Here is a 20151-nt window from a genome sequence, read left to right as displayed (position 1 = left end):
AAAGTCACGACCAAATATCATGATGCCTCCTGTTCTTTGGCCACCATTTGGGCGTGTTCTTTCCAAGATCGAGTAAGAAAACATCGGGGAAAATGAAACAACAACTTAATCAATAATTTCATTACTTAAGAAAAAATTAAAAAAATCAAAGTTTTTTGATAAAAGTTTGATTTTAGTGTTTAAATTTCTTTTTTGTTGTGTTAAACTAGCACGTGTAACGAAATTGTAACAACTGTATGACACTTGTAACAGGTGTCGAAAACTTGGAGGTGTAAACTTGACCGGGCAAGATGAAAACAATCAGATAGAAAAAGCAACAGCATTAATTAAAGCTGCTTGGAGCAAAATAAAAAAGAAAACTAAAAAAATGACCGAAAAATTATATAGAACATCAACGAGCTTAGGTCCGATTTTTGAGGCTGGAAGCATCAAAGCTATTAGAAACTCATTAAGAGAAAGAGCGGCAGCTTGTATTTTTTCAGCAAAACAAAACGGAAAAAAACTGGCCATTGGTGTATCCGTTCTTACGCTATTTGTTACCGGAACGGGATATTATAACGCAGTACAGGGTTATACGGTAATATTCAACGGTGAAGAAATTGGCATGGTAAAAAACATGGAAGATTTCACTGAAGGTGTAGAGATAGTCAAACAAGAACTCTCAAGCCTTTATCAAACAGATATAGTTTTTAAAAGCGATGTAAGCTTTGAAAGAGCGACTATCGACAAGGAAGCGCTTTTAAGCACTCCCCAAGAATCTGCTGCAGCGGTATATGCTACAGATATAAGCCTTTCCTCAGAGGGAGCTGTCATAGTGATTGAGGGAGAAGAAGTAGTTACTCTTTCATCTATGGAGGAAGCCAAAGAGACTATTGAAAAAGTTGTATCAAGCTACGTAAACTTAGGTGAAGGCGAAGAGCTGATTGATGAACCTGAGATTCAGCAGGATTACGAAATCATTGAAAAGCTGGTAGCTTACAATGAAATAACCAGTATTGAAGATGCAGTCAAGTATATAACCCAGGGAACTGACGAAATATACGAATACAAAGTCAAATCAGGGGATACTTCCTGGGATATAGCAGTAAACAGGGGTATAAACATAGCGGAACTGGAGAATGCAAATCCAGACAAGGATATAACGTCTCTTCGCGAGGGTGATGTTTTAAAGCTAACAGAAGAAAAACCGTATATGGACATATCTTTTTCAAAGCAGGAAGTGTATACTCAAAGGATAGCATTTGACACAACATATAAAAATGACTCTTCAATCTACGTAGGCAAGACAAAGGAAATGACGGCAGGAGTCAACGGAGTTAAAGAAATAACCGCTACGGTTCTATATCAAAACGGAGTTGAGGTTTCAAGGGAAATCGTCAATGAAAGCGTAATAAAAGAACCAATAGAAAGAGTTGTGGCAAAAGGTACTAAACCCCTTCCCCCATCACAAGGTACAGGCAGGTTCAGGATGCCTACATCAGGCAGGGTATCTGTCATAAACAAAGCAGGAAGCCACGCTGGAGGACGAGCAGTCGATATTGCAAACAGCAGAGGAACTTCTATATACGCATCAGATTCAGGGAGAGTCACCAGGGCATCTTGGTACAGCGCATATGGAAATACGATAATAATTGATCACGGAAATGGCTTCACGACCTTATATGCTCATTTGAGTTCATATGGAGTTAGGGTCGGACAGTCTGTCAGCAGAGGGCAGTATATAGGTGCTATGGGAAGCACTGGTAGAAGCACCGGGAACCATTTGCATTTCGAAATCAGATATAATGGACAGCGTCAGGTTATCACAAGATACTTTCCAAACCTAAGAGTTGGTTCGAGAGTATCACCATAATACGAGACCGATTTTAACAGCACCCGCCACTGGTTCAGATTACTGAAACCGTGGTGGGTTCTTCTTGTAGGTGTTTAAGGAGGGAGTGAAGGCGATGAGTAATTATTATCAGCATTTTCAAAATATAAGATGTGAATATTATCCTTGCCATGTACTCGAAAAAGACAAGATTTTCAATTGCCTGTTTTGCTATTGTCCCTTGTATGCTCTTGGAGACAAATGTGGAGGATTCTTCACATATACCGACAAGGGAATAAAAAATTGCACTGATTGCTCAACACCTCATGATCAGGACAATTACGATCAAATCATAAACAAGCTGGAGGAAATAATAGAAATGGTCAAAAATGAGAAGGCCGGACAGGGAAGTGATTGAATGGATATTAAGCTTTTAGCTGTGGATATGGACGGCACGCTTCTAAAAAGCAAGCACGAAATTGACCCGCTGGTTGAGAGACGGATCAGAGAATCCATAGAAAAGGGAGTTCGAGTGGTTTTGGCTACAGGGAGGGTATTTCCTTCTGCGAAGTATTATGCAAAAATGCTGAATACGAAAAGCGCAATAATAAGCTGCAACGGCGCATATACTAAAGAGTATCATTCTGGGGTGGTAATAGACAGAAAGCCAATAGATAAAGATTCTTTTAAAGAAGTGCTGGATTCTTTAAACGGTTTTAAAGTAAGCTACCAAATGTTTGGGAATAACACATATTATGCTTTGGAGTACAATGAAACCAGCAGGAAATACCTGGATTGGAACAAGATTCAAAAGGAAGAGGATAAAATTGATATTAGGATAATCGATGACCCATATGAACTTTTGGAAAATGACGTTGAGGTTTACAAGATTCTTCTCAACCACAAAAACATCGATGATAGCCTTTTTGAGGTTATTAGATCTAAAATCGATTCAATAGATGACATATATACAGTCAGATCTATGCCGGATTCAATTGATATAATAAATGACAAGGTAAACAAAGGCGAGGGACTTATAAGAGTATGTGAGCATTATGGAATACAGCTAGATGAAGTGATGGCTATAGGGGATCATGAAAATGACCTAGAAATGATAAAAATTGCAGGAATAGGAGTTGCCATGGGCAATGCTGCCGAGGATGTCAAAAAAGCGGCAAACTATACCACTCTGTCAAATATCCACAATGGAGTGGCTGCGGCAATAGAGCGTTTTGTTCTATAATTAACGACGGGAGTGAAATTAATGGATTATAATAAGAAGGCATTGGAAATTCACGAAGAACACAAGGGGAAAATAAGTGTGGTCAGCAAGGTTCCTGTAAAGAATCAAGAAGATTTATCGGTAGCATATACCCCTGGAGTCGCTGCGCCATGTTTGGAAATATACGATGACAAGGAAAAGGCTTATAACTACACATCTAAGGGAAACCTTGTTGCCGTGGTAAGCGACGGGTCTGCAGTTTTGGGACTTGGAAACATCGGAGGTCTTGCATCAATGCCTGTAATGGAAGGTAAAGCGATACTCTTTAAGGAATTTGCTGGAGTGGATGCTTTTCCTATATGTCTTGATACTCAGGATGTTGACGAAATCGTACAAACTGTATCGAATATAGCTCCCACTTTTGGAGGAATCAATCTTGAAGACATTTCGGCACCCAGATGTTTTGAAGTTGAGGAAAGGTTGATACAGGAACTTGATATACCTGTTTTTCACGATGATCAACACGGGACAGCGATAGTTACTCTTGCGGCCATGATAAACGCGCTGAGAATCTGTGGAAAAACCGAAAAAGAGACTAAAGTAGTCATAAACGGAGCCGGGTCGGCAGGAGTAGCAATCGCCAAGCTTATATACGCATACGGCTTTGAGAAAATTGTTTTGTGTGACAGCAAGGGAATCATATCCTCTGCCAGGGAGAATCTGGACCAGTATAAAAAAGATATCTTAAGCATTACCAACAAAGATAATGTAGAGGGAAGCTTGTCAGTTGCTTTGAAGGGAGCAGATATCTTCATAGGAGTCTCTGCCGCAGGAGCATTGAAAGAGAAGGATGTCAGGAACATGAACCCGGATCCGGTGATATTTGCTATGGCCAATCCAGTTCCTGAAATTATGCCGGATGAAGCTTATGAAGCAGGGGCCCTGATTGTAGGAACAGGGCGAAGCGATTTTGACAACCAGATTAACAACGTACTGGCTTTTCCTGGGATATTCAAGGGAGCCTTGGAAGTCAGGGCAAGGTATATAAATTTGGAAATGAAGATGGCTGCTGCAAGAGCTATAGCAGATGCAATTCCAACTTCTGAGCTTAGAACGGACTACATCATTCCCAAGGTATTTGAGAAAAAGGTAGTTGATGCAGTAAGTGAAGCTGTTAAAAATGCTGCTGTGGAATCTGGAGTCGCAAAATAAAAAGAATTGATGCCTCTTTGTAGTTGTTGATAAGAGGCATCAACTCTTTTATTCATTGTCCCGCAGTTTTTTTACTTTCTGTTCAAACTCCTCATCTGTGAGTTCACCCTTGATGTAGCTTTCCTTCAAAAGGTTAACAAAATAATCAGTGTCTTTTTTCACAGAAGCATTTTTGTTTGAAACACCGATTGATTTGCTGTTTTTAAGCAATAGGTAAACAGCTGCTGCCGCCAAGACGACAAAAAATATCATCATTAAAATCCCTCCAAATGGAAACCTTCCGCCGAAGGCTCCTGAACACCAGGAACTGAATCCGTCAAAGCCTCTGCCGGAAAAATATCTGCTCATCATGATTTTCATCCTCCTTCTTGTATTATGATTATAACATCTAAATGTGTCGTTTGTGTGTCATTGAATGAAATAAAACAAGAAACACTATCAAATAATAAAAAATGATTTGCAAGCAAAATCTTAACAATATATTAAAATCCCTGCAAAAGGTTGAAAAAAATAAAAAATTCTTATAAAATGAAGGCTACTGATATGAAAAGAAGGTGTTCAACTTGAATTGGCTGCAAAAATTAGAACGTAAAATAAGCAGGTTTGCGATACACAATCTCATGTACTATATCGTTGCTCTAACTGGGCTGGTATTCATACTCTCGATGTTCTTCGGGTCTGAATTTATAAGCAGGCTCTATTTCTTCCCAGCTGCAATTATGCGGGGTGAAATCTGGAGGGTAATAACCTTTGTGTTCATCCCGCCATCATTTTCTCCCATTTGGATAATATTTGCACTTTATTTTTATTATATGATAGGAAAGACCTTGGAGCAGCAGTGGGGGACTGCGAGATTTAATCTCTACTACTTATTTGGAGTAGCAGGTACAGTGGTGGCATCACTGATTGCAGGGACTGTAGGCATGCCCACTTACTTGAATTTGTCTTTGTTTTTAGCCTTTGCCCATCTTTTTCCGGATTTTCAGGTTTTGTTGTTTTTGATAATACCAGTAAAGATGAAGTATTTAGCCTATCTGAACTGGTTCTTCTTCGGAATGACAATACTGACGGGATCCATGTCTGAAAGGGTTGCGGCAATTGTGGCTCTTGCGAACTTCTTTATATTTTTCTATGGGGATTTCACTAGAGGCATCAAAAGGAGAACTTCAACAAACGATACCAGAACCGACTTTCACAGACAGGTCAGAGAGTTTAAAAGAAGAAAGTAAACAGGTGAAAAAATGGGAATAAGGCAAGGAATCAAAAGCGCATTTCCTGTATGTATCGGTTATCTGCCTCTGGCAATAGCCTACGGAGTTCTAGGCAGGGCTGCGGGGCTGTCAGGGGCTTTGATCGTGATGATGTCGATTTTGGTTTATGCAGGGGCAGCGCAGTTTTTAAGCATCAATATGTTTGCAACAGGAGTGATGCCCCTTGAGATAATACTTACCACCTTTATAATAAACAGTCGACATTTAATTATGAGCGCATCTCTTTCAAGAAGACTGGAACATGGAATAGACACGTTAAAGCGGATGGTAATCTCCTTTGGGATAACAGATGAATCATTTTCAGTCAGCTCGCTAGATGATAATTACGTTAAGCTTCCGGCAGGATATCTTGCTGCAGTAGGTCTTACCCCCTATATCTTTTGGATAGCAGGATCAATCTTAGGGATAGTTTTTTCAAGCTTTCTTCCAGAAGCTATCGAAGCATCAATGGGAGTTGCGCTTTATGCCATGTTCATAGCCCTTTTAGTGCCGGGGATTTCAGACTCTAAGGGTCTTAGCGTACTGGTTTTTTCAACGGCAGTCGTGCATAGCGTAATTGTATCCATAATGACGCCAAGTGGAAAGCCCAGCGGATGGAGCCTTGTTGCTTCGTCTCTTGTTTGTGCATTTGCAGGCACTTTTTTGATTGAGGAGAAAAAAGATGTTGAAAAGTGAATTGATTACAGTTGCTGGAATGGCCCTGGTTACCTACATACCGAGGATGTTGCCCATGGTATTTATGAAGGAACTTGACCTGCCTGAAAAATTGGACAAGTTTCTTTCCCTTATACCATATACCATGCTGGGCGCTTTGATATTTCCGGGAGTATTCGGTTCTACAGACAGCATATATGCTTCTATAGGGGCCGTGTTTGCATGTGGATTGGCAGCGTACAGAAAGTTGAACCCTACATATGTGGTATTGATAGGAATTGGGACGGTTTTTATCATTAGAGGGATACAGGGAATTTAAGGCTGAAAACGGCCCTGATTTTTTTTGTTGAAATTAAAAGGAATTGGGTATCTTATAGTGAATAAAACTATTAGCCGTATTGGAGAGGAATGCCATGATTATACGAGAGAATTGGGAAAGAGTAGAAAATAATATACTTTCACCTTACGCAGTCTTGAGCAGAAAATCAAAGGGAAGAAAGATTTACGAAGAACCTTGCGACATAAGGACTGATTTTCAAAGAGACAGGGATAGGATTGTACATTCAAAAGCATTCAGGAGGCTTAAGCATAAAACACAGGTGTTCATATCCCCTGAGGGAGATCATTACAGAACGAGATTGACCCATACCCTTGAGGTAGCGCAGATAGCCAGAACTTTGGCTAGGGCTCTTAAGCTTAATGAAGATTTAACAGAGGCAATCGCGCTAGGTCACGACTTGGGGCACACTCCTTTCGGGCATACCGGCGAAAAGGTTTTGGATCAGATATGTTCATTCGGATTCAAGCACAGACAGCAGAGCCTGAGAGTTGTAGATGAGCTGGAAAGCGGCAAGGGGCTTAATTTGACATGGGAAGTTAGAGATGGTATACTAAATCATTCGGGAAGTAAATCGCCTGAAACTTTGGAAGGGCAAATCGTACATTTTTCAGATCGTATTGCATATATAAACCACGATATAGAAGATGCTCAAAGAGCCGGAATAATGACAGAAAGTCAATTGCCTGCAGAATGCGTTAGAGTATTGGGCAAAGGCAAACGACAACGAATTGATAGGATGATTCACGATATTATTCAAAATAGCTGGGGGAAAGATTACGTAATTATGAGCGAAGAGGTTAAAAATGCTACGCATCAATTGCGTAATTTCCTTTTTGATACAGTCTATATAGGCTCAAAAGCCAAGACTGAAGAAGATAAAACAGGGAATATAATACTTTCTTTGTTTAATTACTTCACTAATCACCCAGAGGACATGTCAAATGAATGCAGAGAAAATCTTAAAAATGAAAAAATTGAAAGAGTAGTAACTGACTACATAGCGGGGATGACTGACAGGTATGCGGTAAACCGCTACAGTGCTTTGTTTATACCTTCACCATGGAGGGTATATTAAACTTATGAAAACAAGGCAAGTAGCAAGATTCAGCAATAAAACAGATAAAATCAGGTGGTCAAATGGGCAGAGGTTATACTGAAGAACAAATTCAGCAGGTGGTTGAGGCCAATAACATCATAGATGTGATTTCCCAATATGTCACTTTAAAAAAATCTGGAAGCCAACATATGGGCAGGTGCCCGTTTCACAACGAAAAAACCCCTTCATTCAGCGTTTCTGCTGAAAAACAGCTCTATCACTGCTTCGGATGCGGTGCCGGTGGGAATTTAATAACTTTTGTTATGGATATGGAGAACTTAAGCTTTATCGATACCATAAAACACTTAGCCCAAAGAGCAAATGTTTATTTGCCGGATCCGTCAGCTGAAAACGATGCTGAAAGCATAAAAAGGGAGAGACAATACAAGCTGCACAAAGATGCCGCCTTGTATTTTCATAAAATGCTTATAAAAAATTTGCCCGCTCAAAGGTATCTCTTTTCTAGGGGGATACAAGAGGAAACCATCAAGGGCTTTGCCCTTGGTTACTCCACAGCAGAATTTGACGGTTTGTACAAGTTTCTGGTTGACAAGGGATATGCCCCACAGGAAATGATAGAATCGGGACTTGTATTAAAAAGCAACAGAAACAACGGATATTATGACAGGTTTAGAAGCAGAATCATGTTCCCGATAGTTACCGTAACCGGACGGGTGATAGGCTTTGGCGGCAGATTGACTGAAAAAAGCGACAAGTATCCCAAATATTTAAACTCTCCAGAAAACACAATATTTACAAAAGGGAGCCATCTTTACGGACTTAATATCGCCAAGAACAATATCGAAGGCGGAAAAATAATAGCAGTTGAGGGATACATGGACGTTATCAGCCTGCATCAGGCAGGGGTGAAAAATGTAGTAGCTTCATTAGGTACGGCATTGACAAAAGGACAGGGAAGACTGATAAAAAGGTATGTGGACGAGGTCGTATTGTGCTATGACGGAGATGAAGCCGGACAAAGAGCTATGGTAAGGGGCATACAGGTGCTGGAAGGACTAGATCTGACGATTAAGGTACTGAGATTGCCCTTGGGAGAAGACCCGGATGATTTCATCAAAAAGGAAGGCCTGGAGGCTTTTAAAGAAGCTTTGGACAAGGCTGTGACAACAGTTGAATACAGGTTGGATAAGCTTGCTGAAAACTATGATTTAAATAAGACAGATCAAAAAATCAGATTTATAAAGGAAGCATCTAATATATTTAAAAATATGACAGACGAAATCGAAAGGGAGCTGCACCTGAAAAAATTTGCTGTCAAAATGGGTGTGGAGCCGGGAGCCATCGTAAGGGAAATGAAAAACAAGCCTGAGCCAAAAAGACACTCAGATTATAAAGAAAAGCCTAAGGATATTAAGAAAATAAAGAAAAATTCAGGAATAAAAGCCCAGGAAAAACTTTTGAGCATTTTATACAGCGACTTTAAAAAAGCTCAAAAAATCATCAGCAACATAGATTCCGGTTCCTTTAGACCTGATCTGCTGAAAAAAACGGCGGAGTTTGCTTATGAATCAGTCCGAAATGGAAAAGTGCCCGATGCGGCTAGGTTGATTTCAAAGCTTGAAGACGATAGACAGATAAAATATCTATCCTCATTGCTGATGACGGCAGGAGATGCTGGGGAGAATTTGGATGATACGATTATAAACTGTATCAGTACGGTTAAAGTGTTCAATATTAAAGAAGAAATTAGCAGGCTGCAGGAACAGATGAATGATTTTAGTCTAAATGAGGAAGAGTTGAATGAAATATATTGCAAAATCGTGGATAAAAAAAGAGAGATTGAAAACTTACAACACAAGGGAAGGGAGGAATTTTAATGGATATTAGAGAAAATTCAAAGGTTAACGAGCTAAGGGTCAAAGGGAAGAAAAACGGAACTTTGACAGGCGAAGAAATTGAAAGCTCTCTTTCCGAAATAGATTTATTGCCGGATCAAATAGAGGACATTTACGCTATGTTCGAAGAGGACGGTATCGAGATATTTGCTCAGGACATGTCTGGAGCTGAAGAGGAAGTAGAGTCACTTGTCAAAGAAGACATCGAAGTAAGTCTTCCTGATGGCATAAGCATCAATGATCCTGTAAGGATGTACTTGAAGGAAATAGGCAAAGTTCCGCTGTTAAGCGGAGATGAAGAGGTTTTGCTGGCTCAACAGATGGAAGCGGGAGATGAGCTTGCCAAGCAAAAACTTGCCGAAGCAAACTTAAGGCTCGTAGTAAGCATCGCGAAAAGGTACGTTGGCAGGGGAATGTCTTTTTTAGATCTTATCCAAGAAGGAAATCTAGGATTGATAAAAGCTGTGGAAAAGTTTGATTACAGCAAGGGTTATAAATTCAGTACATATGCTACTTGGTGGATTAGACAAGCCATTACAAGAGCGATTGCAGATCAAGCCAGAACCATCAGAATACCTGTTCACATGGTGGAAACAATAAATAAGCTGATAAGGGTATCTAGACAACTCTTGCAAGAACTTGGCAGAGAGCCATCACCAGCTGAAATAGGGGCTGAAATGGGTTTTTCCGAAGAGAAAGTAAGGGAGATATTAAAAATAGCACAAGATCCGGTTTCATTGGAAACTCCAATTGGAGAGGAAGAGGACAGCCATTTAGGGGACTTCATTCCTGATGACGATGCACCTGCTCCGGCAGAGGCGGCTTCATATGCCCTCTTAAAAGAGCAGCTTATGGAGGTGCTTTGTACTCTAACTGACAGAGAAGAAAAAGTCCTAAGGCTGAGGTTCGGACTTGATGACGGCAGGGCGAGGACTTTAGAGGAAGTCGGAAAAGAGTTCAATGTCACTAGGGAAAGAATCAGGCAGATAGAAGCGAAAGCTCTGAGAAAGTTAAGGCATCCAAGCAGAAGCAAAAAGCTTAAGGATTACTTGGATTAAGGCAGAATCGGCAATCAGCGGTGGTTTTATAAATCACCGTTTTTTTATTAAATATTATTGACAAAGCAAAAAAAATCATTATAATTAGTAAATGTGATTAAAAATATAGTCATTCCTCAGTAGCTCAATGGTGGAGCAACCGGCTGTTAACCGGTAGGTTGTTGGTTCGAGTCCAACCTGGGGAGCCATTTGACTTAAGCACTTAAAGGTGTAAAAATAGATATAACGCTGTCTGGTAACTAGTTTACTGACAGCGTTTTTTTATATGATTTAACGTTCGCGAAAATGGGCTCAGCTCACAGAAAAAATATTTTTCTAAAGCTAAGCCCTAATGACCGATGATGTGACAAACATCGGAGACATAATCTCCGTTGTTTTGTGATATAATGATAGCATAGGGAAAAGGAGAGTTGGATGAAATTAACAAATAGGCTTCAGGCTACAGCTGACTTTATCGAGAAAGGGTCGATTGTAGCGGACATAGGAACAGACCACGGGTATCTTCCGGTTTATCTAATAAAAAACAATATTGCAAAGCATGTCTATGCAAGCGATATAAATAAAGGACCATTAGATGCTGCTGTGAATCAGATACGAATCAATAGAATGGAAGACAGCATCACCCCGATATTGTCTAATGGACTGGAAGGCTTGCAGGGAAAATCCATAGACCAGATAGCAATAGCCGGGATGGGCGGAGTTTTGATAGGAGAAATCATAAAGAATAACTTCGATATCGTAGTGAAAGCCCAAAGCCTTGTCTTACAGCCCATGACCGGTCAGGAAGAGCTGAGGAAGTATTTGCTGGAAAACGGATTCGAGATTTTAGATGAAAATTTAGCTAAAGAGCAAAATAGGATCTATCAAATCATCCTGGCTAGGCATACAGGATTAAAGAACAATTCGTGGAAACCAATCGAGTACCATATCGGAAAAAAACTGATAGAAAAGAAACATCCCCTTCTAATTTTTTTACTTTCAAAGCTCGAAAAAAAGTGGAAAAAAATCTTGGTTGAGTGCAGCAACAACGATTCGCAATCAGCGGTGGGAAAAATCCGTGAAGCGAAACAAATGATAGCAGAAATCGAAGAGGTGAAAAAATGTCTTTAAAATGCTCGGATATTTTAAATATAATAGACGGGTTCGCCCCTTTTGACTTGGCTGAAAAATGGGATAATGTAGGCTTGTTGATTGGAGACAAGAACCAAGAGGTAAATAACATATTGCTATCCCTTGATGTAACGGAGGATGTAGTAGACGAAGCGGTAGAAAAACAAGCTGATTTAATAATAAGCCATCATCCCCTGATTTTTTCGGGAGTGAAAGAAATCAGGTGGGACAAGTACCAGGGAAGGACTATTCAAAAATTGATTAAAAACGATATCTCTGTTATTTGTGCACATACAAACCTTGACATATCCCCTGAGGGTATCAATGTTTACTTGGGGGAATTGCTGGGTCTTTTAAACGTGAAGCCCTTGATGGCAATGGGTAGAGAGAAGCTGTTTAAGTTGGCTGTATTTGTTCCTGCATCTCATTTGGAAGAGGTAAAAAAAAGCTTGTTCTCAGCCGGGGCGGGGCATATTGGGAATTATGAAAACTGTAGCTTTGAAACACAAGGGACAGGTCAGTTTATGCCGATGACAGGTGCGGAGCCTTTTCTTGGAGATATAGATAAGCTGGAGCATGTTGATGAGATGAAATTGGAAGTATTGGTTGAATACAAATTCCTTGACGATGCAGTATCTGCCATATTTAAGGCTCATCCCTATGAAGAGCCAGCCTATGATATTTATCCTTTGGAAAACAAGGGAAAGGCTTTTGGACTGGGAATATTGGGTAGCCTTAAAAACCCAATGGATTTGGAGAAATTTATAAAAATGATAAAGAAGACATTGAACTTGGATATAGTGAGATTGTCTGGAGAAGAAAAAGCGATGGTGAAAAAAATCGCTGTTTGTTCCGGTTCAGGTGCAGATTTGCTCTCGAGAGCAAAAAGCTCTGGAGCGGACCTGTTGATAACAGGGGATGTTAAGTATCATGATGGTCAAAAAGCTCATGAACTAGACATATGCCTGTTAGATGCAGGACATTTTGCTACTGAGATCATAGTCAAGGACTTGCTTTTTAATAAGTTGTTAAAATATATGGGAGGTGGTACAAGTATCAATGTAATTAAATCTGATAGAGATACGGGCTTCTTGCGGGAAATTTAATTCCTGCAGGTTGGAAATACTGGGAAAACTAAATTGATTGAGGAGATTTTATGAAAAATAATATTAAAAAGCTGTTGGAGCTTCAATTGTTGGAAGATGAGATTTCTGTCTTGGAAAAAGATTCAGGAATCAGAGATATAAAAAATCAAATCGACTCACTTAAGCGAAATTATAACAAAATTACTGAAAAGATGCAGGAAATATTTGACCAGTATAAGAAAACGCAGATTCAGCTTGTCAAAGAAAAAGAGGCATTTAGCAGCATTGAAAAACAGATAAAAGAGTGCGAAGATCATCTTTATGAGGGAAGTTTTAAAAAGATGAAAACATTAAATTCTTTGCAGCACGACTTGGAAGTGCAAAAGATAAAGAGAGAAGAGTGTGCAAAAGAGATATCACGCCTTCAAAATCAAATTAAAATCGATAAGCTCAACTTAAAAAATCTTAAAGATAAATCTACGGAAATCAAAGATGACATTCAAAAATTAAATAAGGAACTGCTGGTTAAGGAGGATATGACAAAAGACGAGTTAGCCGGCATCAACTTGAAAATTCAGTCAGCCAAAAAGGATATTCCCAAAGATGCTTTAAATGAATATTACTTTAAAAGACAGAAAATTTATCCTGTAATCGTAGAGTGCCATGATGGTATTTGTGGAGGATGCAACATGCAGCTTTCAATTATATTCAACCATACTGTGACCCATGGTGAAGAATCTCAAGGCTTTGTATGTGAAAACTGTGGGAGAATGATTTACATATCTTCGGAGCCGCTATGCAATAAAATGTAAGAAAATACATGAATTAAAGGGTTGAGTTATTCAAATTACTGGATTTTTGAGTGAGATTTTGATAAAATGTACTGAGGTTGATTCTTGGTAAAAGAAGCAATCAATATTTACTGAAAAGGACTGATGTAATGACTTCATATCAGAACTTACTCGAATATATCAATTATTTTATTAATGAGGACGGCAGTGGAATATGCAGCTGGAGCAACGATGCCATAAGCAGAGAAAGTACGGCATTATCTCCATACCCGATATACAACAGAGATTTTTCGGAATTTATTGATGAAGTGTACAGCAGCGGAATACTGGATTTAGATTATATAACTACGTTGAAGAATAAGTCTATCCCTTGTACAGATGAGATGATAGATTTCATAGAGTCTGCTGATATTGCCGTGCTTAGAGCGATTCTGTCTTTCTATATTTGTCAGGAGCAGTTTTGCGAGGGATTATGGATTTTGGCAAGTCAAAACAGGGCATTCTACAGAATATTGGTTAGGTTGGAAAAATTAGAAGATAAAATCTTTCAGGTGAACGATGAAAACAAATCAGATACACGAAATATTTAAAAATAGAAAGAGCGAGATGTTCGATATAAAAAGACATTATGCGGTTTTTGTCCCTTTAGTTGATGTGGATGACAAACCGCATCTTTTATACCAGGTAAGATCCAATACAATGAAAAGGCAGCCGGGTGAAATATCATTTCCCGGTGGAAAGATCGAAAAGTGTGAAAGCATTAAGGAAGCTGCCATTAGAGAGACTTGCGAGGAGTTAGGAGTCGATAGTAAAAAAGTCAAAGTTTTCGGTGAACTAGACTATTTGATAAACACCTTCAATGACATGATTTATCCGGTTCTGGGGACTATCGAAGATTTTAATATTGAAGAGCTAAAGATAAATAAATGCGAGGTCGATAGAGTCTTCACAGTACCCTTGGATTATTTCTTAAATAACAAGCCCGAGGTCTATGATATGAGCTATAGGGCGGATATCAGCGAAGAATTTCCATTCCATAAGATTAAAAACGGAGAGAGCTATCAGCAAAGGACAATGACCTATCCCGTGTATTTTTATGAATACGATAAATTTATCATTTGGGGCCTCACTGCAAAAATAACCAGGAATCTTGTGAAGGAACTCGTGAAATCATGCAAGTAAAATTGGTGAAATTGTTTGGACAAACTGAAACATCGAGTAATCATATCTTCTTTCCATGAATCGCTTTTGGAGCGTTTATCGGTCTTATTTTAATCAAGAGACTGAGTGAGAAGCCTTTTAGAAAAATCATCGTAGCTATGACGGCAATAACTGCAATAAGGCTGTTGATGTAAAAGTAAATTAGACCAAAATAAAAACAATCAGTGCTGTCTTAGGTTTGGATGAGATCAGGCCGATTGTTTTTTAAATTGTCAACTCTCTTCGAACTTAACTTCCTTCCAGAAAGCAATTCTGCCTTTAACCATTTCAGCTCCTTTTTTAGGTTCTGGATAATACCATGCGGTGTTCTTGTATTTTTTCCCATTTATTTGGATGTCATAATAACTTGCCTGCCCTTTCCAATGGCATGTCGTGTGGTAGTCGTTTTGGGACATATAATCCAGCTTGACGTCTTTTGTTGGGAAATAGTAGTTGTTCTCTACGATTATCGTGTCTGAACTTTCAGCTATGATTACTCCGTTTAATAAGGCTTTGACCATTTTCAATACTCCTTTCCTTTAGCTTTTGTAGCTATTATATTAGTACCATTATAAAGTCAGCCTCAAACATGTGATAATAGCGCCATTAGAGACGAGTTGCCGGAATGAGCATTTCTATAAGCTCAATGCTAAATTTTTCTGCTTCTTAGCCGATAATATATAATAAGAGTTGTTATATGAAAAAATATGGGTATATAATTTTAAATGAAAACAGCTTTATAAACGGGGGATGTATTTATTATGAAGGAGAGCAGATATAGATCAATTGCATCAATATCAAATATTGGCGTATGGGAATATCATGTCGAGCGGAATCTTTTGTGGTGCAGCAATGAATATTTTGAGATGCTGGGTTACAGTCCGGATGAATTTGAGATTAAATCAGGTAATTTAAAAAGCACGTGGATTGATCTCCTGCACGAGGAAGATCGGGAGTCCACATCTGAATTTTTTAGAAATTATATAGAATCTTATGAGAAGTTTTTGTACGACACACACTTTAGGATGAAAACAAAATCTGGGCGCTGGGCGTGGATAAGATCAAGAGGGAAACTTTTGAACGAAGAGGGTGAGACGATAGTTGTAGGAACCCATGTTGACGTAACAGAATTGGTGGATTCTAAAAGGCAGATGGAGATTGAGCGACATAAGCTTGAAAATATAATTAAAGGAACAAACGCAGGTACGTGGGAATGGAATGTACAAACTAACGAAACAGTTTTCAATGAAAGGTGGGCAGAAATCATCGGTCATAACCTGTCTGATTTGAAGCCTACTAACATCGAGACATGGAGAAGCTTCGTTCATCCGGAAGACCTGCCACTTGCCGAAAAAGCATTGGAGAAGGCGTTTCAGATGGAAGTGCCTTTCTACCAGATTGAATACAGGATGAGGCACAAGGAAGGCTTTTGGGTATGGATTGATGATAGAGGAAAGGTAGTTTCATGGACTGATGAAGGAAAGCCAATGTGGATGACGGGCGCGCATTTGGATATAACAGATAAAAAAGAAAGAGAAAGAGAGATGCTTTATTCAAACAATTTGATGAAGTACATAATCGAACATAATCGCAGCGATGTGGCTGTGCACGACAAGGATTTGAATTATCTGTATGTAAGCCAAACCTATCTTGAGCGTTATCGTGTAAAAGACAAGAACGTAATTGGAAAACATCACTATGAAGTCTTTCCCGACTTGCCACAGAAATGGAGAGACGTTCATCAAAGAGCATTAAAAGGAGAAGTTCTCTGTGCGGAGGAAGACCCATATTTCAGAGCAGATGGGACCGTGGACTGGACTAGATGGGAGTGCAGGCCCTGGTATGACAACGAAGGGGAAATAGGCGGAATAGTCGTTTATACTGAAATAATAAATGAAAGAAGAGAGATGGAGCAAGCTCTAATCAAGGAAAAGGAACTCTTTAAAACTACATTGTTGTCGGTGGGAGACGGGGTAATTTCAACGGATGAAAAAGGGAATATTCAGGTTATGAATCCTGTTGCTGAAAATCTTACAGGCTGGAGCCAAGCTGAAGCATCTGGAAAACCACTATGCCAAGTTTTAGATATCATCAATGAATTTAGCAGAGAGTCCTGTCTAAATCCGGTGGAAGAGGTTCTTAAAACCGGCAAGGTAATAGAGCTGGCAAATCATACGATTTTGATTTCAAAAGATGGCAGTGAGATTCCCATAGAAGACAGTGCTGCTCCTATTAAAGATTTTAGGGGGAATATAAACGGTGTGGTAATAGTCTTTAGGGATTTTACCGAAAAAAGAGAAAAAATTGATAAGATAGAGTACTTAAGCTATCATGACCACCTTACGGGACTTTACAACAGAAGATATATGGAGGAGGTCATCAAAAAATTTAATGACACAGCTTATTTACCCTTGTCTTTTTTAGTCATAGATGTAAATGGATTGAAGCTTACCAATGATGCTTTCGGTCATGCCATGGGGGATAAGCTGCTTAAGCTTGTAAGCAATGTATTGAAAAAAATATCTAATAATGAAGGAATAGTAGGACGCATGGGAGGAGACGAGTTCTGTATTTTAATGCCCAATACAGATGCAAAAAAAGCAGATAGATTAAAGAATGAAATAATTTCAATGGCTTCACGTTCAAAGCTTGATTCCCTGATAGTTTCTGTATCGGTCGGATATGCAACAAAGAACAAGTTAGAAGAAAAACTTGAAAACATAATGGTCATGGCAGACAATGACATGTATAAAGATAAAATAAAGTTTGGCAAGACTATGAGAAGCAGAACTATTGAAACAGTTCTAAGAAATATAAATTTCAAATACGATCAAGAGCAGATCCACACAGAGAGGGTGTCCCAATATTGCGAAGCAATTGCAAAAGAAATGAATTACGCTACCGATAAGGTAGCTGAGATAAAAACAGCAGGTGTTTTACATGATATTGGAAAGATAATGATTCCTCCTGAACTTTTAAACAAGGTTGGAAGGCTTACTAATGATGAATTCGAAGTGATAAAACGCCATCCTGAAATAGGATATCAGATACTTAAGTCTGTTGATGAATACGCTATGCTCGCAGAAGCGGTACTTTATCATCATGAAAGGTGGGACGGAAAGGGATATCCGGAGGGTTTGAAGGGAGAGGATATTCCCGTCGTTTCAAGAATTGTAGCTGTAGCAGATGCTTTTGAAGCTATGACTGCAAAAAGGGCGTATCAGTCGACTAGAACAGTTGAGGAGGCACTAAGTGAATTGGTTAGGTGCTCGGGGACTCAGTTTGATTCGGCAATAGTTGATTTGTTTGTAAAATTAATGAGCGCGTGAATATGATTCACGCGCAATTGATATGCTATTTAAGATCATCAATTTATTTTTCTGGCATGAATAACAAATCTGGCATCTGAAAAGTCATAGGTGCAGGTGGAAAGTGTTAATATCTGGTCGTTAGCTTCGGGATATATATCTGTTTTGTATTTGGATTTACCTTTGATTTCATCAATAAAAGAAGTGAATTCAGCGTTGTTTTTAAAGCTGGTCTCTATGTAATAAAAATTTGTGTCAGTTACATAAGCAGAGAATATCTCCCATCTCTCATTTCGGCTTAAAAAATCGAATTGAATAATTGGGTTGTCATAAAAAAAACTCTCTTTTTTATATTTTATCAGATCCTTGAACATGCTCCCATCACGCATGTTATGTCCGTAAAGGATCAAGTGTTTTTTTTCGGATCTGTTTCTGAAATCCATAAATATAGTGCCAGCTCTTGATTTTTTTCCATAAAAATCATGGTCTAGATAATGTTCGTTGTCGAATCCGAGCACAACGGGATAATCTACACGGGTATTTTCAATGGATATCCATCCAATGACGTCTTTGTTGATTTCCAGCAGAGATATGAATTTTGATCCTATCTCTACTTTGGGAACTTTAATTGATTTCATCTCCAAAATTTTTTCATCTCGGATATCTTCGATTGTTTGATCATTGTGGCTTCGTGCCATATCTCTTATCTGTTCGTTTTGTTTTTGGTTTAAGCTGCTATCTCTAAGTCCTACAAATATCATAGAAAGTGACAATATAAAAACTGCAATGGATATTAATCTTAATAGTTTCACTTAAAACACCTAGTTTCATATTTGTTTGTAAAATCATATACTATATTATAATTATATCAAAAAAAAATTGTTAAATGTATATTAAATGATTTTAAATATACGTTTAAGGGGTATAGATTAAGTGTGTAAACGACTACAACGCTTGGCATAGAAAAAAATAAGGGGAGGATTCAAAATGAAAAGAAAAGTAATTGCTGTACTGATGATTTTGCTATTGGTAGCTTTTTCATCAACTGCATTTGCGGCAGATGAGACAATTGTCGAGATTGCTGCAGGGAATGAAGATTTTAGCACTTTAGTGGCAGCTCTGCAAAAAGCAGAATTGGTAGATACATTATCAGGTGAAGGACCTTTTACAGTTTTTGCGCCTACTAATGATGCTTTTGCCAAGCTTTTAAATGAGTTGGGTATAGAAGCTGAAGATTTATTAAATCATCCACAGCTTTCTGATGTACTTCTATACCATGTTGTCAGTGGCTCTGTAATGTCAACTGATTTGGAAGAAGGAATGACTCCTGAGACGCTGTTGGGCGAAACAATTGAAGTTTCTTTGACCGACGGAGTGAAAATCAATGACTCAACAGTAACTACAGCAGATGTAGAGGCTACTAACGGCGTAATACACATTATAGATACTGTGTTAGTCCCAGATAGCTTCGTATTGGAAGTTGAAGAAGATGCTGAAGAAGATGCTGAAGAAGAAACAACAGTGCCACAAACCGGAGATATTGGAGCATTGCCGTATCTATTGACAGCGGCTTTGGGAGCTACTGGCATAGTAGCATTTAGGAAAAAGTCTAAAAAATAAATTTAAACAAAAATTTAAGAGTTGATAAATGATGAAAGCCTGCCTCTAAGAGACAGGCTTCTTACTGTCGTACTTTTTCCCCCGTTCAAAAAACCAGACAATTTAAATCCCACCTAAAGTTTTTCTATAAACCATCGCCCGATATTATTCCCGTAAAGGGCGGCATTTCTTTCAAAGAATAAAAAACGCTTTTGTTTTTTAACTTCAATCGTATACATGTCGCCCTGTCCTCCAGACTTTAGAGAGGGGGCCTGGCGAATGTCCAATACTTTTTCTATTTAAAACTTCGAGATTTTCTATGCAAGACTGCGTGACTTATTTCGTGAACGAGTGTTATGCGCTGGATATCCTCAGGCATATCACTTATTCCACAAGATGCGCCACTACAGACGGATGTTTTGGACGACTTGTGTAAAAGGCGGAAGAGGGAAGCCTTGGAAGAGGCGATAGACGAAATAAGGGTAAGGTTTGGTAAACAGTCAATATGCAATGCTTTGATGTTCACCAGGCAATCCTTC

20 protein-coding genes and 1 tRNA gene are annotated in these 20151 nt (G+C 38.9%); 18 read left to right on the top strand and 3 right to left on the bottom strand.

The features are described 5' to 3' along the window. The first annotated feature begins 277 nt into the window (after positions 1-277). From BUB93_RS09585 to BUB93_RS09570, 4 genes are all read left to right on the top strand, one after another. A complete protein-coding gene (locus BUB93_RS09585) occupies positions 278-1852 on the top strand; it encodes a M23 family metallopeptidase (RefSeq protein WP_073271461.1) in 1575 nt (524 codons plus the stop codon). A 94-nt stretch (positions 1853-1946) separates the two neighbouring features. Then, positions 1947-2228 carry a cysteine-rich small domain-containing protein gene (locus BUB93_RS09580; RefSeq protein WP_073271460.1) on the top strand — a complete coding sequence of 94 codons (282 nt, stop codon included), beginning with the start codon at positions 1947-1949 and terminating at the stop codon, positions 2226-2228. Further along, entirely contained in the window at positions 2229-3053 is an 825-nt protein-coding gene (locus tag BUB93_RS09575) for a Cof-type HAD-IIB family hydrolase (protein ID WP_073271459.1), read from the top strand. Between the two features lie 21 nt (positions 3054-3074). After that, positions 3075-4244, top strand: a complete 1170-nt coding sequence (locus BUB93_RS09570; protein ID WP_073271457.1) for an NAD(P)-dependent malic enzyme — start codon at positions 3075-3077, stop codon at positions 4242-4244. A 48-nt stretch (positions 4245-4292) separates the two neighbouring features. On the opposite strand, the gene BUB93_RS09565 is transcribed toward BUB93_RS09570, so the two are convergent. Further along, positions 4293-4604 carry an SHOCT domain-containing protein gene (locus tag BUB93_RS09565; protein ID WP_143159090.1) on the bottom strand — a complete coding sequence of 104 codons (312 nt, stop codon included), beginning with the start codon at positions 4602-4604 and terminating at the stop codon, positions 4293-4295. Between the two features lie 203 nt (positions 4605-4807). On the opposite strand from BUB93_RS09565, the gene BUB93_RS09560 reads away from it, so the two are divergent. The 12 genes from BUB93_RS09560 (at position 4808) to BUB93_RS09505 (ending at position 14687) form a co-directional block, all read left to right on the top strand. Continuing rightward, positions 4808-5473: a rhomboid family intramembrane serine protease gene (locus BUB93_RS09560; protein WP_084117211.1), complete on the top strand. Its 666-nt coding sequence runs from the start codon at positions 4808-4810 to the stop codon at positions 5471-5473. Between the two features lie 12 nt (positions 5474-5485). Next, complete coding sequence (locus tag BUB93_RS09555) at positions 5486-6190, top strand: AzlC family ABC transporter permease (RefSeq protein WP_073271453.1); 705 nt, start codon at positions 5486-5488, stop codon at positions 6188-6190. Beyond that, complete coding sequence (locus tag BUB93_RS09550; protein WP_073271451.1) at positions 6177-6488, top strand: AzlD domain-containing protein; 312 nt, start codon at positions 6177-6179, stop codon at positions 6486-6488. Before BUB93_RS09555 ends, BUB93_RS09550 begins: the two co-directional genes overlap by 14 nt. 94 nt (positions 6489-6582) lie before the next feature. Beyond that, positions 6583-7584, top strand: coding sequence for a deoxyguanosinetriphosphate triphosphohydrolase (locus tag BUB93_RS09545; protein WP_073271449.1), 1002 nt, complete (start codon positions 6583-6585; stop codon positions 7582-7584). 62 nt (positions 7585-7646) lie between these two features. Then, on the top strand, positions 7647-9443 hold the full coding sequence (dnaG, locus tag BUB93_RS09540; protein WP_084117209.1) for a DNA primase: 1797 nt from the start codon (positions 7647-7649) through the stop codon (positions 9441-9443). Beyond that, entirely contained in the window at positions 9443-10519 is a 1077-nt protein-coding gene (gene rpoD, locus BUB93_RS09535) for an RNA polymerase sigma factor RpoD (protein ID WP_073271446.1), read from the top strand. The genes dnaG and rpoD overlap by 1 nt, the downstream gene beginning before the upstream one ends. Before the next feature lie 113 nt (positions 10520-10632). Further along, positions 10633-10707, top strand: a tRNA-Asn gene (locus tag BUB93_RS09530). 226 nt (positions 10708-10933) lie between these two features. Then, complete coding sequence (locus BUB93_RS09525) at positions 10934-11629, top strand: tRNA (adenine(22)-N(1))-methyltransferase (RefSeq protein WP_073271444.1); 696 nt, start codon at positions 10934-10936, stop codon at positions 11627-11629. After that, on the top strand, positions 11620-12735 hold the full coding sequence (locus tag BUB93_RS09520; RefSeq protein ID WP_073271441.1) for a Nif3-like dinuclear metal center hexameric protein: 1116 nt from the start codon (positions 11620-11622) through the stop codon (positions 12733-12735). Before BUB93_RS09525 ends, BUB93_RS09520 begins: the two co-directional genes overlap by 10 nt. Before the next feature lie 50 nt (positions 12736-12785). Continuing rightward, entirely contained in the window at positions 12786-13526 is a 741-nt protein-coding gene (locus tag BUB93_RS09515; protein ID WP_073271439.1) for a zinc ribbon domain-containing protein, read from the top strand. Positions 13527-13654: 128 nt separating this feature from the next. Next, a complete protein-coding gene (locus tag BUB93_RS09510) occupies positions 13655-14095 on the top strand; it encodes a DUF6508 domain-containing protein (RefSeq protein ID WP_073271437.1) in 441 nt (146 codons plus the stop codon). Beyond that, on the top strand, positions 14064-14687 hold the full coding sequence (locus tag BUB93_RS09505; protein ID WP_073271434.1) for an NUDIX hydrolase: 624 nt from the start codon (positions 14064-14066) through the stop codon (positions 14685-14687). Before BUB93_RS09510 ends, BUB93_RS09505 begins: the two co-directional genes overlap by 32 nt. A gap of 251 nt (positions 14688-14938) precedes the next feature. Here BUB93_RS09505 and BUB93_RS09500 read toward each other — a convergent pair whose 3' ends face one another. Then, entirely contained in the window at positions 14939-15226 is a 288-nt protein-coding gene (locus BUB93_RS09500) for a DUF427 domain-containing protein (protein ID WP_073271432.1), read from the bottom strand. 240 nt (positions 15227-15466) lie between these two features. Between BUB93_RS09500 and BUB93_RS09495 the strand changes: the two genes are divergently transcribed. Further along, entirely contained in the window at positions 15467-18034 is a 2568-nt protein-coding gene (locus tag BUB93_RS09495; protein ID WP_073271430.1) for a PAS domain S-box protein, read from the top strand. Between the two features lie 38 nt (positions 18035-18072). Here the strand turns inward: BUB93_RS09495 and srtB are convergent, their stop codons facing one another. After that, positions 18073-18825, bottom strand: a complete 753-nt coding sequence (gene srtB, locus BUB93_RS09490) for a class B sortase (protein WP_084117207.1) — start codon at positions 18823-18825, stop codon at positions 18073-18075. A 175-nt stretch (positions 18826-19000) separates the two neighbouring features. On the opposite strand from srtB, the gene BUB93_RS09485 reads away from it, so the two are divergent. After that, positions 19001-19633 carry a fasciclin domain-containing protein gene (locus tag BUB93_RS09485; protein ID WP_073271429.1) on the top strand — a complete coding sequence of 211 codons (633 nt, stop codon included), beginning with the start codon at positions 19001-19003 and terminating at the stop codon, positions 19631-19633. The last annotated feature ends 518 nt before the right edge of the window (positions 19634-20151 follow it).

The organism is Alkalibacter saccharofermentans DSM 14828 (assembly GCF_900128885.1).
GTDB classification, from domain to species: Bacteria; Bacillota; Clostridia; order Eubacteriales; family Alkalibacteraceae; genus Alkalibacter; species Alkalibacter saccharofermentans.
The sequence above is the reverse complement of the archived record's forward strand: the minus strand, read 5'-3'. Positions and strand labels throughout refer to the sequence as shown.

Bases quoted from the DNA above. Each gene is read 5' to 3' on its own strand.
- BUB93_RS09580 (WP_073271460.1), top strand. From the start codon at position 1,947: ATGAGTAATTATTATCAGCATTTTCAAAATATAAGATGTGAATATTAT.
- BUB93_RS09575 (WP_073271459.1), top strand. From the start codon at position 2,229: ATGGATATTAAGCTTTTAGCTGTGGATATGGACGGCACGCTTCTAAAA.
- BUB93_RS09570 (WP_073271457.1), top strand. From the start codon at position 3,075: ATGGATTATAATAAGAAGGCATTGGAAATTCACGAAGAACACAAGGGG.
- BUB93_RS09565 (WP_143159090.1), bottom strand. From the start codon at position 4,604: ATGAAAATCATGATGAGCAGATATTTTTCCGGCAGAGGCTTTGACGGA.
- BUB93_RS09555 (WP_073271453.1), top strand. From the start codon at position 5,486: ATGGGAATAAGGCAAGGAATCAAAAGCGCATTTCCTGTATGTATCGGT.
- BUB93_RS09550 (WP_073271451.1), top strand. From the start codon at position 6,177: ATGTTGAAAAGTGAATTGATTACAGTTGCTGGAATGGCCCTGGTTACC.
- BUB93_RS09545 (WP_073271449.1), top strand. From the start codon at position 6,583: ATGATTATACGAGAGAATTGGGAAAGAGTAGAAAATAATATACTTTCA.
- dnaG (WP_084117209.1), top strand. From the start codon at position 7,647: ATGGGCAGAGGTTATACTGAAGAACAAATTCAGCAGGTGGTTGAGGCC.
- rpoD (WP_073271446.1), top strand. From the start codon at position 9,443: ATGGATATTAGAGAAAATTCAAAGGTTAACGAGCTAAGGGTCAAAGGG.
- BUB93_RS09525 (WP_073271444.1), top strand. From the start codon at position 10,934: ATGAAATTAACAAATAGGCTTCAGGCTACAGCTGACTTTATCGAGAAA.
- BUB93_RS09520 (WP_073271441.1), top strand. From the start codon at position 11,620: ATGTCTTTAAAATGCTCGGATATTTTAAATATAATAGACGGGTTCGCC.
- BUB93_RS09515 (WP_073271439.1), top strand. From the start codon at position 12,786: ATGAAAAATAATATTAAAAAGCTGTTGGAGCTTCAATTGTTGGAAGAT.
- BUB93_RS09510 (WP_073271437.1), top strand. From the start codon at position 13,655: ATGACTTCATATCAGAACTTACTCGAATATATCAATTATTTTATTAAT.
- BUB93_RS09505 (WP_073271434.1), top strand. From the start codon at position 14,064: ATGAAAACAAATCAGATACACGAAATATTTAAAAATAGAAAGAGCGAG.
- BUB93_RS09500 (WP_073271432.1), bottom strand. From the start codon at position 15,226: ATGGTCAAAGCCTTATTAAACGGAGTAATCATAGCTGAAAGTTCAGAC.
- BUB93_RS09495 (WP_073271430.1), top strand. From the start codon at position 15,467: ATGAAGGAGAGCAGATATAGATCAATTGCATCAATATCAAATATTGGC.
- BUB93_RS09485 (WP_073271429.1), top strand. From the start codon at position 19,001: ATGAAAAGAAAAGTAATTGCTGTACTGATGATTTTGCTATTGGTAGCT.